We start from the raw sequence: 14,893 nt of genomic DNA on the forward strand, positions 1-14,893 counted from the left end.
GCATTTAAATTTGCATATTGGACAATTCATAAATCAACCTACAAAATAATGAAGAAATTTTTTCTTTTGGCTATGGCAGGCTTTGCCTGCTCGCAGTTACAAGCCCAGAATATTGATAAAATAATTACCAGGGAATATACAGATCACCTGATCAAAACATTAAGTGCCGATGACATGCAGGGCCGGGCAACATTTACACCTGGAATTGATAAGGCGGCAACTTTTATTGAATCTGAGTTTAAAAAAATAGGACTTCAACCGCTGCCTGGTGAAAAGACTTTCCGACAAACTTTTTATAAATACAAGATTAGCAGGTTGAGTACTTCAGTTAAAGTTGATGGGAAAGACATTCCTGCCGAAAACTTATTGATCTCTGGTGCAAATGCAGCAGCAATAAAATTTGATCAATCTACTGCAACGGTAGCTAAGCTCGATCCTGAGAAACCTTTTGTTGCTCAATTGAGGGCTTTTGTAGAAAGTAAGCAAAACCAGTTGATATTGGTAGATTCAAAATTTGCTGATTTGTTTGCTCGTTATAAAGGTTACTTCGATCGTCCGGCTACGATAGATGAAAAGGACGTATCTGGCCCTTCGGCCGTTCAGGTATTTGTATTGGGAACGCCGGCAGCAACAAATTATGAAGTAGCCATCAGCAATAAGGTAGATAAAATGCCATTATTCAATGTTGCCGGAGTTATTCCAGGTAAGTCTAAAGCGAAAGAAATTGTGGTTTTCTCTGGTCATTATGATCACTTAGGCTTTCTTAAACCTGTAGATGGTGATAGTATTGCAAACGGGGCAGATGATGATGCTTCGGGAACCACCGCAATGATTGCTTTAGCAAAATATTATAAAGCTTTAAAGAACAATCAGCGTACCCTCATTTTTGTGGCTTTTACAGCAGAAGAGATTGGTGGTTTCGGGGCGAAATACTTTTCAGAAAAATTAAATCCAGAAGAAGTAGTAGCCATGTTTAATATCGAAATGATTGGAAAAGACTCTAAATTTGGGAAAAATACCGCATTTATTACCGGATATGAACGATCAGATTTCGGCAAAATTTTACAAAAAAACTTAAAGGGAACTGAATTTACTTTCCACCCCGATCCATATCCGGAACAAAATTTATTCTACCGAAGTGACAATGCCACACTGGCTGCTTTGGGTGTTCCGGCACATACCATCAGTACCGATAAAATTGATATTGATAAATTGTATCACTCCGTAAAGGACGAATATAGTTCGCTGGATGTAGAGAATATTTTATCAACCATTAAGGCAATTGCAAAAAGTGCCATTACGATTGTTGATGGTACAGATACGCCTACACGCATCCCTAAACTAGAAAAGAAGTAAGGTTGCCCGAAAATGTAAAGCCCGCATTTGTATACCAAATGTGGGCTTTATTATGAGTAAAGAACAACTAGAATTGGTATTCCATTACGTAATCATCCATAATGTAACCTCCGCCAATATCTAATGCTACTGATTCTTTAATGCTAAATCCAGCTTTCAGATAAAAATCTTTGGCTTTGTTATGCTTATTCACGTTTAATTGCAACGCACTGGCGCCTGCATCTTTCACCTGGTTAAAAACTTCATTGATTAAGATTTTACCCACTCCTTTTCCATGTGCACTTGGCAGTACATATAATTTATGGAGTTTAAAAATCCTGTTTTCATGGTCGATAATAGAATATCCGGCAAATCCATATTCTTCTTCCCCTTGTTCGGCAATTAAAAATATATGCCCCTCCATAAGTTGGCGGAGTAATTCACCTCTATTGTACATGTTTTCCAACATGTAATCTATTTGTTGCTGACCGATAATTTCCAGATAGGTAGAGGGCCAGGTTGCTGCGGCGATAGCCTGAATCAGCGCTATGTCTTCTTCTTTGGCTTTTCTGAGGGTTATCATATTGGTTCGCTAATAAATATAGGTTGGCCAGAAAAGGTAAATTCTACAAAACCATCGTTTACAACATTAAAAATTCCGTCTTCATTCTGCATCAGGTTGCTTACTTCCAGATAGGAATTCCCCAGGATATTAAATTCACTTCCGGCAGGTTTCCAGACTGAGAAACCCGATTTAATGGTGTAATATTTCGCCCTGTCGGTGAAGACTACCATATTTATTTTATCCGAAAAACCAGCAAACTTCTCCAGATCAAATTTATCAGTGATCACATTTACTGCAGGATATCGTTCCTCAAAAAGGTAATTAATGGCTACCATAAGTGAATCAACAGGGCCTTGAATTGCTTTCGTATTTTCTTGGGTTTCAGATGTACTTCCGTTTACTAAAACATCAACCTTTAAACCTAAGGAAAGAATTTTATCGTAGTTTTCTCCATTTACCAAAAGTGTTGGGCTCCATTCTAAAAGCTGGCCCAATAGTTCTTCGTTAAAATGACCTAGCTCATCTATATATAATGCAGGTTCTTGTTTTTCTTTTACAATGTGATGTGAAGACATAAGGACGAAGATAAAAAAAATAGGGGCAAAAAATTATGGGGGATAATCAAGGGCAGGTAAAATAAGATTATCGCTTTACAGCATCGTAAAAATCCTGATAAGCTTCAATAAAATCATCAGCACTATAAATGGCACCAGAAACCGCTACGCCATAAATGCCAGTATGCATTAAGTCTTCTACGTTACCTAGTTTTACCCCTCCAACGGCTAAAACAGCAATTTTAATTCCAGATTTTTTGAGTTGGGGCATGATCGTTTGATATCCTTCAATTCCCAATAACGTACAATCATTTATTTTAGTAGTCGTGACATCAAAAGGGCCTAAACCAACATAATCTGCTCCCGCATTAGCCAACTGTATAATTCCGGCCAAATCAGTTGCATAGCCACCCAACGTAACATCATCACCCAGTTGTTTGCGCAGGCTAACAAAATTGGCATTCCTGTCTTCCATATGGAATCCCTGGATATCGGCTTTGCCATGAAGCTGTGTATGGTTAGTTACAATTAATGTAGTACCCCAATCGTCGCATATTTCTGCAATAGCATTAACTTCTGTCAGTAATTCATCATCTGCTTTGCTTAAGCATCTGTATTGAATCCATTTGGCGCCTGCTTCGCAAGCCCATTGAACTTGTTCAATATGGCTAATGCCGGGAAGATCATGTGTGATGTAATGAAGCTTTTCTATGTATTTCATGTAAGTGCAAACTTAACAAAGATTACGTTGGGTTAAGTTGCAAAAAGAGATATAGAAATGATTGAGAAAAGCTTTCGCGTAAATTTGTGTTTCCGTGGTGCGGAATAACAGCCACGGAAACACAGAAGCCACGGAAATAGAGATAAGATAACGCGTTGTTATGTGTGTTTCCGTGGCGAAAAAATTAAAACTTTACATTCAGGCTCAATAGGAAATTGGTGCCTGCTTGAGGATAGAAAAAATTCTCGGTTATCCTGCTTCCACCATATTGATAGCCGTAGGTGTAACCATTACTTTCGTAACGTTTATCCAAAAGGTTATTAACTAATAAGCCCAGGTTTATATTTTTAACACCTGAAAATCTGAAATCATAACCCAATCGCGCATTGCTTACCCAATAACCATTTATCGTCCGGTCGTTATTTTGGGTATTATCCAGGTACTGTTTGCTCACATATTTGCTTTGTAAAGCTATTGCAAAACCTTTAAAAGGATTATAGGCCAGCTCTCCAAAAATCACAGCATTTGGAGAATAAGAGATGTCTGTTAATGCATATTGATTGACAACTTGCCCGCCATTATCGTAGTCATCATAATATTCCGTGAAATTTTTAATCTTATTGCGGCTAAAGGCTGCGTTTGCATTAAGTGTAAATGCTTTATTTATAATGTAAGAACCATCAAGCTCAATTCCCAGGCGGTAACTTTTATCTACATTTTGGCGGAAGTTACCACCCACATCGTTGATTTTGCCTGTTACAACCAACTGATCTTTGTAGAACATGCCATATAGATTTGTTCCAACATTAAATTGGCTGTTTTTGAAACGGTAACCCAGTTCAATGTCTTTTAAGTGTTCGCGTTTAGGGAAAGCTCCGGCTGCTGCATCGGCATAATCATCACGATTGGGTTCTTTATTGGCTACACTAAATGAGCCATAAATGTTACTTTCTGCATTGATGAAATAGGTAGCGCCTACTTTAGGATTAAAGAAATTCAGCTTATCAAAAATGGCTAAAGTGTTTAACTTGTTTTCTGTACCATCAATTGTATAATAAACCCTGCGATATTGAAGATCTGCAAATAAGCTTAATGATTCTGTTGGACTATAATTTGCTTTCCCATAGATATTGAAATCAGTTTTAAAACCATCGTTATCATAATAATGACGATCAACGCTTCCGTTTGATGCATACTGCGCCCAGATAACCTGACCGAAATGCGCACCTTTATACTCATTGTATGCACCGCCAAGTGTAAAATTTAACTTTTGATTAGGTTGGTAATTAAAAGCATAGGTTGCGCCATAAAAATCATTGTCTAACCATCTTCTACGGATTAAATCGGTACTTTCAATAGTTGTTCCACCAATTACCACAGGGTTGAGCCCGTAAGCACTCAAATCGTTATCTACACGATATTCTTCATAGTAACCTTTGCCTTTTGTATAATGAAGCGCACCATTAAAGGTGAATTTTTCTGAAAGCTGACGCGCATAAATCAATTGATAGTGATCTTGCCAATAATTATCAGTCTGGTTATCGTAAGTAAAACTGTTGTATCTTCTGCCAGAATTTAACAGGTTTTCGGCATCCGCCGGACTCAAACTGTTTCTTTCTATATAAGCGTTCATACCAGCCACATCATTGGTTAAACGGGACTCGGGAATACCGTTCCAGGACTGATAAGTTTTTTCAGCACCGGAAAATACATTCAGGCGCAATAAATCTTTATTTCCGTGATAAGCTCCGGATACAAAGAACGATTTAAGTAAGGATGCACCACGGTCAACATAACCATCTGAACTGATTCTTGATAATCTGCCATCAAAACTGAAACGGTTGTTGATTAGTCCTGTTCCAACTTTTACTGTGTTCTTCCAGGTGTTGAAGCTGCCATAAGTGTTGTTAATTTCTGCATAAGGCTCAGTTTCACTTGCGGTGGTTTGAATATTTAAACTTCCACCAAAGGCGCCGGCACCATTGGTTGATGTACCTACACCACGTTGAATTTGAATATTATCTACGGAAGAAGCAAAATCGGGCATATTTACATAAAAGGTACCCTGGCTTTCACTATCGTTTATCGGAATGCCATTAACCGTCACGTTTATGCGGCTATTATCGCTTCCACGAATGCGGATACCAGTATAACCCACACCCGCACCAGCATCAGAATTAACGACAACACCCGGTGTATTCTGCAATATAAAAGGCAGGTCTTGTCCGAAGTTGTTTTTCTCGATTTCGGTTTTGCTTACATTTTTATAAGTAGTAGCCGATTTTTCGTTAGCTCTTGTAGCCCGTACAATTACCTGGTCCTGAAGGAAGTTCTGCGCCGAAAGACTGAAATTAATTTCTGTATCTTGATTAAGCGTTACCGTTTTTTCTGTGGTTTTATATCCAACATAACTTACTACGATGGTGTATGTGCCATTATTCAGGTTAGACAGCGTAAAGGTTCCGTTAGCAGTGGTTTGGCTCATGATACTGCGGCCTTTAACCCTTACATTGGCTCCTGTAAGCGCGCCCTGATTATCGGTAACTTTTCCGGTAATGGTTATTTGTGCCAATACAAAGAATGGCAACATTGCAGCAAATACTGCAGACAATAATTTTTTCACTGTTTTTGCTTTTCGTTAAACAATCGGAAATAGGGGTACTCCCGATTTTTGTTAAACTTCCATAACTCCAATCCCTACGCCGGCATTACCCGGATCAGGTGCATTTAAAGGTATATGATTTGAGGTTTTATGGCTAGGCGCTACCCTAAGATTAAACCTTTAACTTTTTACCTTCAAAATGGGTATGATCTCAGCCTGTTTTTGTGTTCTTTAAACAAGGCACCCCTAATGATGGCGCAAATGTATGTAATATTTTGGGAAATTACGATTTTAAGAAGGCTGTCTTGGGTCTACAGTCAATAGTCCAAAACGCTGAGATATTTTATAGTCGTTAATATTTAGACATTATGCCAAACCTGCATCTGGTCTTTGTTCCTTGCTCCTTATTCACTTGCTACCTGATACTAGCATCCTGATACTTTAAAAACGTACTTATTAGCTAGTGATTAAACTTCATGCCCAGCCTGCACCCGGTCTTTGCTCCTTTCTCTTTGTTCTTTAATCCTCCTGATTCTCTCATCTTTCTACTCCCAGAAAGCCATCAATTGCCGCTATCGCATTTAGGATTCTCATTTCGCCCAAACCATTAATTACGGTATAATTCGCGTTCAGCGCCTGAAGTTCTTTGTGCCAAACTTCCATAAAGTGTTCTCTTTGGTTGGGGAAATCACGTAACGGATCATCCTGCCAGGGCAAATCAATATCCATTAAAAGATAAAGGTCATAAGGTTTTTTGGGGAGTGCATCCAAAACAACCCCTGGTGTTTCACCCAGCATGGCGTCACTCCATATTTTAACGGTAATAAATGTGGTATCGCAAACAATAAAATGGTCTTTGCTGGTGGCCAGTATGGCATCTTCAAGTGCAACCTGCCCGTAAAACATATTAATTTCATCCTGTAGGGTATAGGGGCCATTTAAGCCTTCGCAGTAATAGCGGGCATACTCTGGCACCCATGCAACATGGTAATGGTTAGCCAGGTATTGAGATAGGGTTGACTTCCCCGTGCTTTCCGGGCCAACGATGGCAATTTTTTTAACTGACTTGTTCACGATACGTTTTTTTCCAATCTAAATATCCTTTATAAGCAATACCAATTAAAACAAAATATAATATGGCGCTTAAATTTAGTTGTTTATATAAAAATAGGGGGATGTAGCAAATATTTACAAAAACCCATAACAGCCAGTTTTCTAAAATTTTCCTTGTTAATAACAGCTGGGCGACAAAGCTTACAGCGGTACAAAATCCATCTGCATAAGGTACGGTACTATTGGTGTATTTGTCCATAAACCAACCCAGCGCCAGGCTAATCAGTGGGATACTGATGAATATCCAAATCCATTGCTTAGGATTAAGTTTCTGGATAAGCTTTTGATGCTCAACTCTTTTGGTAAGCCAAAAATACCAGCCATAAAAAGCAGTTGACAGAAAATACACTTGTAAGGCCATATCACCATACATGGCTTCCCGATAAAATAACAAACCATAAGCCGTTACACCAATGATGGATACAGGCCAATTCCAGATACTTTCTTTGGCAGCTAAACAGATACAGGCAAAACCAGCCAATACTGCGAGCCACTCTAATGCTGTAGTGTGATTGAACTGTTCAATTAAAAACTGAAAAAAAGTAGCCATTAAGAATATCTAATTATTCAAAAGTAAGAGAAAAATAAGATCCTAAAAGAAAAAATCCGGTTGAGGAGGGCTCCTGCAACCGGATAATAAACCAAACAAACTATTTATGAAGAAATCCTCATGGCGGGTAACTAATCCGCGGAGGAAGCTTTAGATCATTGTCTAAAGTATTTACAAAACGCAAATACGTGTTGGTTATTACAACATTTCTGCCAATAATAATTAGTAAAACGTTTCATGACTTAATTCTGACGTCTGAGGGCATATTCTCAAATTTTTTTAACAGAATTTAACGATTATCACAAAATAGATACAAACGAAATTACAGCCTTGTAGTAATTCTAGTACAATGATACGTTTCGCTGTTCATTATTCAAAACTAATTGTAATAAATTGTGTTATTTATTTAAGACAATAAGATAAAATTATTTAGAGGCGGTACGGAATATGTCTATTTTACGTTAAAACGTTAGGCAAATTAAAATAACCCCCGTTTCAGATTGAAATTAAAAACATCAGCCATGAAAAAGTTAGGTATGATATTATCATTATTAATCATTGTTGCACTTGGGTCAATAGCCTTTAAAAGTATTCGTTTAGGTGGGATAATGGGGAGGGTAACCCCTGTTGATGCTGCAGCTAGTGTTTCGCTGGTATCAGGAACAGATACATTAAAAGCGCAGATTAGTCAGGGTGCATTTACATTTACCAATTTAAAACAGGGTGTGTATTCGGTTTGGATAAGAGCCAATGCCCCTTATAAGGATACGTTGATAGAAAATGTAGCAGTGAAGGATAGTGCAACCACTGATTTAGGAGAGATTAAACTCCAGCAATAAAGACGGTTTTAAACCCATTTAAAGGGGCTTTTTTAAGCCCCTTTTTTATTTTAAAAAAAGTATCTTAAAAACCGCTTAAAAAGCCTATCTTTGCATCCCGACAGAACAGTCGGGATTTTACTCCTAAAAAAGCACAAAATCTCGTTGCTTTGTAGTCTTTACAGACCGTTTAACTTAATTTTATTGATTTTATATCATGCCTAAAGACACTTCTATACGCTCAGTATTAATTATCGGTTCGGGTCCAATCATTATTGGTCAAGCCTGTGAATTTGATTACTCGGGTTCCCAATCGGCCTTATCTTTGAAAGAAGAAGGTATTGCCGTATCAATCATCAACTCTAATCCGGCAACAATTATGACGGATAAAGTTATCGGCGATCATGTTTATCTTCGCCCATTAACTGTTGATTCTATTGAGGAAATTTTACAAGAGCACATAGCATCTGCCGATTTACCACAAATCGATGCGGTATTACCTACTATGGGAGGTCAAACTGCATTAAACCTGTGTAAAGAAGCTGAAGAGCGTGGTGTTTGGGAAAAATACGGTGTACGTGTAATCGGGGTAGACGTTGATGCGATCGAAAAAACCGAAAACCGTGAGGCTTTCCGTCAATTGATGGTTGATATCGGCGTAGGTGTAGCAACCTCAAAAATTGCCAACTCATTCTTAGAAGGTAAAGAAGCTGCACAAGAGATTGGTTATCCATTGGTTATTCGCCCTTCATATACCCTTGGTGGATCTGGTGGCGGATTTGTACACAAGAAGGAAGAATTCGACGCAGCATTAAAACGTGGCTTAGAGGCTTCTCCTACCCATGAGGTATTGGTAGAGCAAGCTGTTTTGGGCTGGAAAGAATACGAATTAGAGCTTCTAAGAGATAGCAATGATAACGTAATCATCATCTGTTCTATCGAAAACTTTGATCCAATGGGTATCCATACCGGCGACTCGATCACTGTTGCTCCTGCGATGACCCTTTCTGATCGTTGCTACCAGGAAATGCGTAACCAGGCAATCAAAATGATGAGAGCCATCGGAAATTTCGCCGGAGGATGTAATGTTCAGTTTTCAGTAAATCCGGAGAATGATGAGATCATTGCAATTGAAATCAATCCACGTGTATCGCGTTCATCAGCTTTGGCTAGTAAAGCAACTGGTTATCCAATTGCAAAAATTGCGGCTAAACTGGCAATCGGTTACAACCTGGATGAGATCGAAAATCAAATCACTAAAACAACTTCTGCTTATTTTGAGCCTACTTTAGATTATGTAATTGTTAAGGTACCACGTTGGAACTTCGATAAATTTAAAGGAGCGAATAAAGAGCTTGGTTTACAGATGAAATCTGTAGGTGAGGTAATGGCTATTGGACGTACCTTCATTGAAGCCCTTCAAAAAGCTTGTCAGAGTTTAGAGATTAACCGCGCAGGCTTAGGAGCAGACGGAAGACAAAATAAAAATATCAATGAAATTATGGATGGTTTAGAGCATGCCTCTTGGAACCGTCTGTTTTTAATTAAAGATGCGATGACAATGGGTGTTCCATTGGAATCAATCCGTAAGGTTACCCGCATCGATAAATGGTTCTTAAATCAGATTCAGGAACTTGTTGTGCTTGAGGTAGAATTAAAGCGTTACTCGTTAACGAATATTCCTCGCGATTTCTTCTTCACCCTTAAACAAAAAGGTTTTTCTGATGTTCAGATCTCCTGGTTACTGGGAAATGTTACAGAAGACGAGGTTTACGAGCGCCGTAAAGAATTAGGTATCCGCCGTGTTTATAAGATGGTTGACACTTGTGCTGCGGAATTCCCTGCACAAACTCCTTATTACTATTCAACATTTGAAGAAGAAAACGAATCTATTCCTTCTGATAGAAAGAAAGTAATCGTTTTAGGTTCAGGCCCTAACCGTATTGGTCAGGGTATCGAGTTCGATTATTCTTGTGTTCACGGTTTATTAGCTGCTAAAGAGTCTGGATTCGAGGCGATTATGATCAACTGTAACCCTGAAACGGTTTCTACCGACTTTAACATGGCTGATAAATTATACTTTGAGCCGGTGTTCTGGGAGCATGTTCGCGAGATTATCGACCTGGAAAAACCAGAAGGTGTAATTGTGCAGTTAGGCGGTCAAACAGCTCTGAAGATGGCACAACAGCTAACCGAAAAAGGTGTTAAGATTATCGGAACTTCATTTGAGAATATGGATCTTGCAGAAGATCGTGGACGTTTCTCTGATTTACTAAAAGAACTGGATATCCCTTATCCTCGCTATGGTGTAGCTGAAAATGCTGAAGAGGCATTAGTGGTGGCTAACCAGGTAGGTTACCCGGTATTGGTTCGTCCAAGTTATGTATTAGGTGGTCAGGGAATGAGCATTGTAATCAATGATGAAGACCTGGAGAAAGCTGTAGTTAAATTATTAGGTGACTTGCCGGGTAACCGTGTATTGATTGATCACTTCTTAGATAGAGCAGAAGAAACCGAGTCTGATTCTATCTGCGATGGAGAAGATGTTCACATCATTGGTATGATGGAGCACATTGAGCCTGCAGGTATTCACTCAGGAGATTCAAGCGCAGTATTGCCGCCATTCAGCTTAAGTACCAGTGTAACTGATCAAATGGAACTTTATTCTAAGAAATTAGCTAAAGCATTAAATATCAGTGGATTGTTGAATATTCAGTTTGCTGTGAAAGATGAGAAAGTATATGTAATTGAGGCCAATCCAAGAGCGTCTCGTACGGTACCTTTTATCGCAAAAGCTTATGATGTTCCTTATATAAATATCGCAGCAAAAATAATGTTAGGGGTGGCGAAATTAAAGGATTTCACCATCGTACGTAAATTAAAGGGATATGCAATTAAAGAACCTGTTTTCTCTTATGAAAAATTCCCTGAGGTTGCTAAAGAATTAGGTCCGGAAATGAAATCTACCGGTGAAGCGATTCGTTTCATTAAAGATTTGGAAGATCCATATTTCCGCAAGCTTTACAAAGACAAATCAATGTATTTGAGTAAATAATAAATGAAGGCCGATGTTCAACATCGGCCTTTTTTTGTTTAACTACACCCCATGGTTCGTGATCCATGGTTCGTGACTCACGAACCATCATATAACCGCTAATTCTTGATTTTAGCTAAAAATCATATTATCTTCTAAGGGATTTAACCGCATTCTTTAATCCCAGATAATGGCTTTTTTCAGCAGGTTCAAAATGTTCTATGGCATAGCGAAGCATTACCCTGGGCATATTTGCGGCATGTTTTTCAAGAAAAGAGATTAACCTGTTTTTATTCTTTTTACCTGCTTCCCTTATCCAGCCACCGGCCGCTTTATGAATCAGGTCTGCAGAATCATTGACCAAAATTTCGGCAATTTTAAATGTATCTTCAATCTGTTTGTGTTTGATAAAGAATGCGGTGCTCACAATGGCTGTCCTGCGCTCCCACATATTATCAGATAGAGCAAGCTGGTATAAGATTTCTCTATCCTTATCCCATAAATATGCACCAATTACATGAGGAGCAGCGCGGTCTACCAAATCCCAATTGTTAATATGCTGATGTTGATTCAAATAAAGTTCGAAAAGGGCTTTCCGTTCAATTTCCGCTATTTTTTTACTCCTTGCCTTAAAATCCATAATACTTACTGCGCCTACTCTTGCTTCATGGATTTTGTTTTTTAACAGAACTTCTATTTCCTCAATCGGAAGATCGATATAGGCTTTAGCGATTTCAAAAACCTGCCCCATGCTAACGCCCAAAAATTCATCGGGAGTGCCATTATCACTTTTAAAATACCGTTGAATTTTGACCCGTTCAATATCCGATTGGCAGCTGCAAAGTTTCTCCATAAAAGCTTTAGCTGTTAAATTGGAGGTTTGCTTAGCAAGTTTTTCGGCAGGCATGGACTTTAAGTTTATTAAAGTTAAAGTTTAATTGTTGAATTTTGAATGAGTGAGTGAATGGAGTGGCCTGCACCTGACCAATCACTACTAAACTAATGACCATTGACTGTAAGACCAATGCTAATTCTTCATCCTGTTTTGTTCAGACTCCGTTCCGGTGCTTCTTCTTCTGGCAGGTTTAATTTCGTTTTTGCCAAAGCGGTATGTAAAACTTAAACGAACAATCCGGGTTTCATTTTTTTGGTATAGGGCATAATCAAGTCCGGGGTAGGCGCTGCTAATTTTATTCACTTGCGTATTGAAAATATCATTCACAGATAGCTTAATACTACCTTTTTTATCCATCACCGTCTGACTAATACCTGCATCTATTCCATAACGGGTTTTAATTCTCAATACTCCGTAGGTAACCGGCGATTCGAAACTGCCCATTAATTCGGCCAGTAAGCCTGTTTTAATGGTGAAATTATGTTGCGATTTAATCTGGAATGCAGTACTCTTGTTGTTTAAAGACTGGCCGGCAAGATCAGGTGCCTGGAAATCTAAATGAAAAATATTTGCGGTATTATTGGTTTGCCACCATTTGGCAAAATTAACAGGAACACTTAAAACCATCGAATAACTGAACTGCGTAGCAATGTTCTCATTTGTTTGGTACAATGCTTTTTTCTCATTATCCGGAAGGATTACCTCAGTAATCATATCGTTTACCCTGCTAAAGTTTAGCGTAACCGAATATTTCTTCTTCAACATGTACGTAGCTTCGAAATTATGAGTGTATTGCGGATTTAAGAACGGATTACCTTGATTATAAGTGTATTGATCAAGAAAATAAAGGAATGGGTTTAAGGCATCATAGCTTGGACGATCTATCCTTCTGCTGTAAGATACATTAAGATCGTGGTTTTTTCCCAGCGACTGATTGATGAAAATACTTGGAAAAAAGTCGATGTAATCGCGTTCAATTACTTTGGCGGTAGTTACCGAATTTCCTTTCGAGTTGGTTTGTTCAGCCCTTAAGCCCAATTGGATACTGGTGGTTTTGAATTCTTTATTCAGGTTAACGTACGCGGCATTAACATTTTCATCGTAAATAAACTGATTACTTCTGCGGGTATCATTTTGCCAGTTGTTATTAATCAGTTCTTGCGCGTTGAGGTTATTATCGGTTTTGACCCAGCTGCTTTTTAAACCAGCTTCAAATTTCATCTTCTTCTTCAAAGGCAACGTATAATCTATTTTAAAGGCTTTGATATCAATTACAGATGGCGTTTCGTTCTTGGTATAAGCGATTGGTCTGATTGCTGCTCCACTGCTATATAGGTATTTATTAATGTAATTGGCTTTATCATTTCCATGGTATCTCGAGTAATCGAGGTCAGCTGAAATTTCCTGTCCGGCAGTATCCAATACGGATTTGTAATTCATGTTATACGATAGGTTGTTGTACCGGTTGTCTATAACATTGTTGGCCACTACGGATGAATCGGTTTTGATGAATGAGTTTCCGATCAGGGTGTTGTTTAGGAAATCTTCGCTACCATTGTTAAAGTAGCCATTAATCAGTAAGCCCAATGTATTTTTTTTATTTAAGAAAATATCTAACCCGGCTTTGAAGTTATTGCCAGCATTTTTACGCTCGCTATCACCCGATTGAGAAAAATAGGTGTTATTAATTGTACCATTTGAGATTCTATCGATGAGAATAAACTGATCTCTCTTGTTGCTGTAGTAATTGTAATTTCCAAAAACGTTAATGTGCTCGGTTCGGTGGTTAAGGTTAAGCCCTCCACTTGCCCGGTAATTTTTTCCATAGCCGCCCGCCAGGGTCATGCTGCCATTGGTGCCGCCATTTTTACTTTTTTTAGTTTTGATATTGATGATTCCAGAATTTCCTGATGCATCATACTTAGAGGAGGGATTGGTAATCAATTCGATGCTTTCAATATCAGAGCTCTGCATATTGCGTAAAAGATTGGCCACATCGGCACTGCTCATGTAGGTTTGTTTACCATCCAATTGAATCAGCACACCTTGTTTACCCAGCATTGAAATCTTGTCGTTTTGATCAACAGTAACGCCGGGCGCTTTTTGAAGCAGTTCTAAAGCCGTAGATCCTGTGGCAATTGAGCTGTTGGATACATTCATTACCACACGGTCCATTTTGCGCTCAAATAGGGGCTTGGTAGTGGCAACAGTTACTTCTTTAAGCATCTGTGTAGTGGCAGTTAGCTGGGCTGTACCAAAATCTATTTTAGCGTTTTCACTGGTTAAAGGCATTGCCTGGCTTTTTAAGGTTTTATACCCCATGTTGCTGGCTTTGTAAAAGTAGCTCCCCTTAGTGTTTATATTGAAGTTAAACAAACCATTTTGATCTGTGAATGCTGTTTTAACTACAGTAGAATCTGGAAGTTTAAAAAGTACAACGGTTACATAATCTGCAGGTTTTTTTTGTTCATCTAAAATCGTACCGGTAATGTTTCCTGTGTTGGGGGTTTGAGCATATAGATTTGTGCTGGCAAATGCAGCAATTAATATAATGGTTAGTTTGGCTAGTTTTTTCATTGGTTTTGTTATTACGATTAAAAAATTAGGCAAAATGAGCTATGGCAGCACTTAAGATGCGCCTGCTCAGGGCCTGCATAATTAAAAGTTTAGTTTTTCGCGAACGGATTTTTTGCTCGGTTAATAGTA

General features: G+C 38.6%; 11 protein-coding genes. 3 read left to right on the forward strand and 8 right to left on the reverse strand.

Annotation, left to right across the window (positions count from 1 at the left end; all coding sequences use genetic code 11):
• Positions 1-48: 48 nt before the first annotated feature.
• Positions 49-1,356 (forward strand): M20/M25/M40 family metallo-hydrolase, encoded by a 1,308-nt coding sequence (locus ACQY77_RS13130; RefSeq protein WP_421941696.1) that lies wholly within the window; start codon positions 49-51, stop codon positions 1,354-1,356.
• Positions 1,357-1,423: 67 nt separating this feature from the next.
• Here the strand turns inward: ACQY77_RS13130 and ACQY77_RS13135 are convergent, their stop codons facing one another.
• From ACQY77_RS13135 to pnuC, 6 genes are all read right to left on the reverse strand, one after another.
• Positions 1,424-1,918: a GNAT family N-acetyltransferase gene (locus ACQY77_RS13135; RefSeq protein WP_421941695.1), complete on the reverse strand. Its 495-nt coding sequence runs from the start codon at positions 1,916-1,918 to the stop codon at positions 1,424-1,426.
• Positions 1,915-2,475, reverse strand: coding sequence for a thiamine pyrophosphokinase (locus ACQY77_RS13140; protein WP_421941694.1), 561 nt, complete (start codon positions 2,473-2,475; stop codon positions 1,915-1,917). Before ACQY77_RS13140 ends, ACQY77_RS13135 begins: the two co-directional genes overlap by 4 nt.
• 67 nt (positions 2,476-2,542) lie before the next feature.
• Positions 2,543-3,175: a thiamine phosphate synthase gene (locus ACQY77_RS13145; protein ID WP_421941693.1), complete on the reverse strand. Its 633-nt coding sequence runs from the start codon at positions 3,173-3,175 to the stop codon at positions 2,543-2,545.
• Positions 3,176-3,359: 184 nt separating this feature from the next.
• Positions 3,360-5,798, reverse strand: coding sequence for a TonB-dependent receptor (locus ACQY77_RS13150; protein WP_421941692.1), 2,439 nt, complete (start codon positions 5,796-5,798; stop codon positions 3,360-3,362).
• A 516-nt stretch (positions 5,799-6,314) separates the two neighbouring features.
• Positions 6,315-6,851: an AAA family ATPase gene (locus ACQY77_RS13155; protein WP_421941691.1), complete on the reverse strand. Its 537-nt coding sequence runs from the start codon at positions 6,849-6,851 to the stop codon at positions 6,315-6,317.
• Positions 6,835-7,440 carry a nicotinamide riboside transporter PnuC gene (pnuC, locus tag ACQY77_RS13160; protein ID WP_421941690.1) on the reverse strand — a complete coding sequence of 202 codons (606 nt, stop codon included), beginning with the start codon at positions 7,438-7,440 and terminating at the stop codon, positions 6,835-6,837. Before pnuC ends, ACQY77_RS13155 begins: the two co-directional genes overlap by 17 nt.
• A gap of 521 nt (positions 7,441-7,961) precedes the next feature.
• Here pnuC and ACQY77_RS13165 point away from each other — a divergent pair.
• Both ACQY77_RS13165 and carB read left to right on the forward strand, forming a co-directional pair.
• Positions 7,962-8,279 carry a carboxypeptidase regulatory-like domain-containing protein gene (locus tag ACQY77_RS13165; protein ID WP_421941689.1) on the forward strand — a complete coding sequence of 106 codons (318 nt, stop codon included), beginning with the start codon at positions 7,962-7,964 and terminating at the stop codon, positions 8,277-8,279.
• 196 nt (positions 8,280-8,475) lie between these two features.
• Positions 8,476-11,313 carry a carbamoyl-phosphate synthase large subunit gene (carB, locus tag ACQY77_RS13170; protein ID WP_421941688.1) on the forward strand — a complete coding sequence of 946 codons (2,838 nt, stop codon included), beginning with the start codon at positions 8,476-8,478 and terminating at the stop codon, positions 11,311-11,313.
• A 127-nt stretch (positions 11,314-11,440) separates the two neighbouring features.
• Here carB and ACQY77_RS13175 read toward each other — a convergent pair whose 3' ends face one another.
• Complete coding sequence (locus ACQY77_RS13175; protein WP_421941687.1) at positions 11,441-12,199, reverse strand: DNA alkylation repair protein; 759 nt, start codon at positions 12,197-12,199, stop codon at positions 11,441-11,443.
• Between the two features lie 120 nt (positions 12,200-12,319).
• Entirely contained in the window at positions 12,320-14,764 is a 2,445-nt protein-coding gene (locus ACQY77_RS13180; protein ID WP_421941686.1) for an outer membrane beta-barrel protein, read from the reverse strand.
• Between the last annotated feature and the right edge of the window lie 129 nt (positions 14,765-14,893).

Origin of the sequence: Pedobacter sp. (assembly GCF_965279535.1) — a bacterium.
Taxonomy (GTDB): domain Bacteria; phylum Bacteroidota; class Bacteroidia; order Sphingobacteriales; family Sphingobacteriaceae; genus Pedobacter.

Bases quoted from the DNA above. Each gene is read 5' to 3' on its own strand.
- ACQY77_RS13130 (WP_421941696.1), top strand. From the start codon at position 49: ATGAAGAAATTTTTTCTTTTGGCTATGGCAGGCTTTGCCTGCTCGCAG.
- ACQY77_RS13135 (WP_421941695.1), bottom strand. From the start codon at position 1,918: ATGATAACCCTCAGAAAAGCCAAAGAAGAAGACATAGCGCTGATTCAG.
- ACQY77_RS13140 (WP_421941694.1), bottom strand. From the start codon at position 2,475: ATGTCTTCACATCACATTGTAAAAGAAAAACAAGAACCTGCATTATAT.
- ACQY77_RS13145 (WP_421941693.1), bottom strand. From the start codon at position 3,175: ATGAAATACATAGAAAAGCTTCATTACATCACACATGATCTTCCCGGC.
- pnuC (WP_421941690.1), bottom strand. From the start codon at position 7,440: ATGGCTACTTTTTTTCAGTTTTTAATTGAACAGTTCAATCACACTACA.
- ACQY77_RS13165 (WP_421941689.1), top strand. From the start codon at position 7,962: ATGAAAAAGTTAGGTATGATATTATCATTATTAATCATTGTTGCACTT.
- carB (WP_421941688.1), top strand. From the start codon at position 8,476: ATGCCTAAAGACACTTCTATACGCTCAGTATTAATTATCGGTTCGGGT.
- ACQY77_RS13175 (WP_421941687.1), bottom strand. From the start codon at position 12,199: ATGCCTGCCGAAAAACTTGCTAAGCAAACCTCCAATTTAACAGCTAAA.
- ACQY77_RS13180 (WP_421941686.1), bottom strand. From the start codon at position 14,764: ATGAAAAAACTAGCCAAACTAACCATTATATTAATTGCTGCATTTGCC.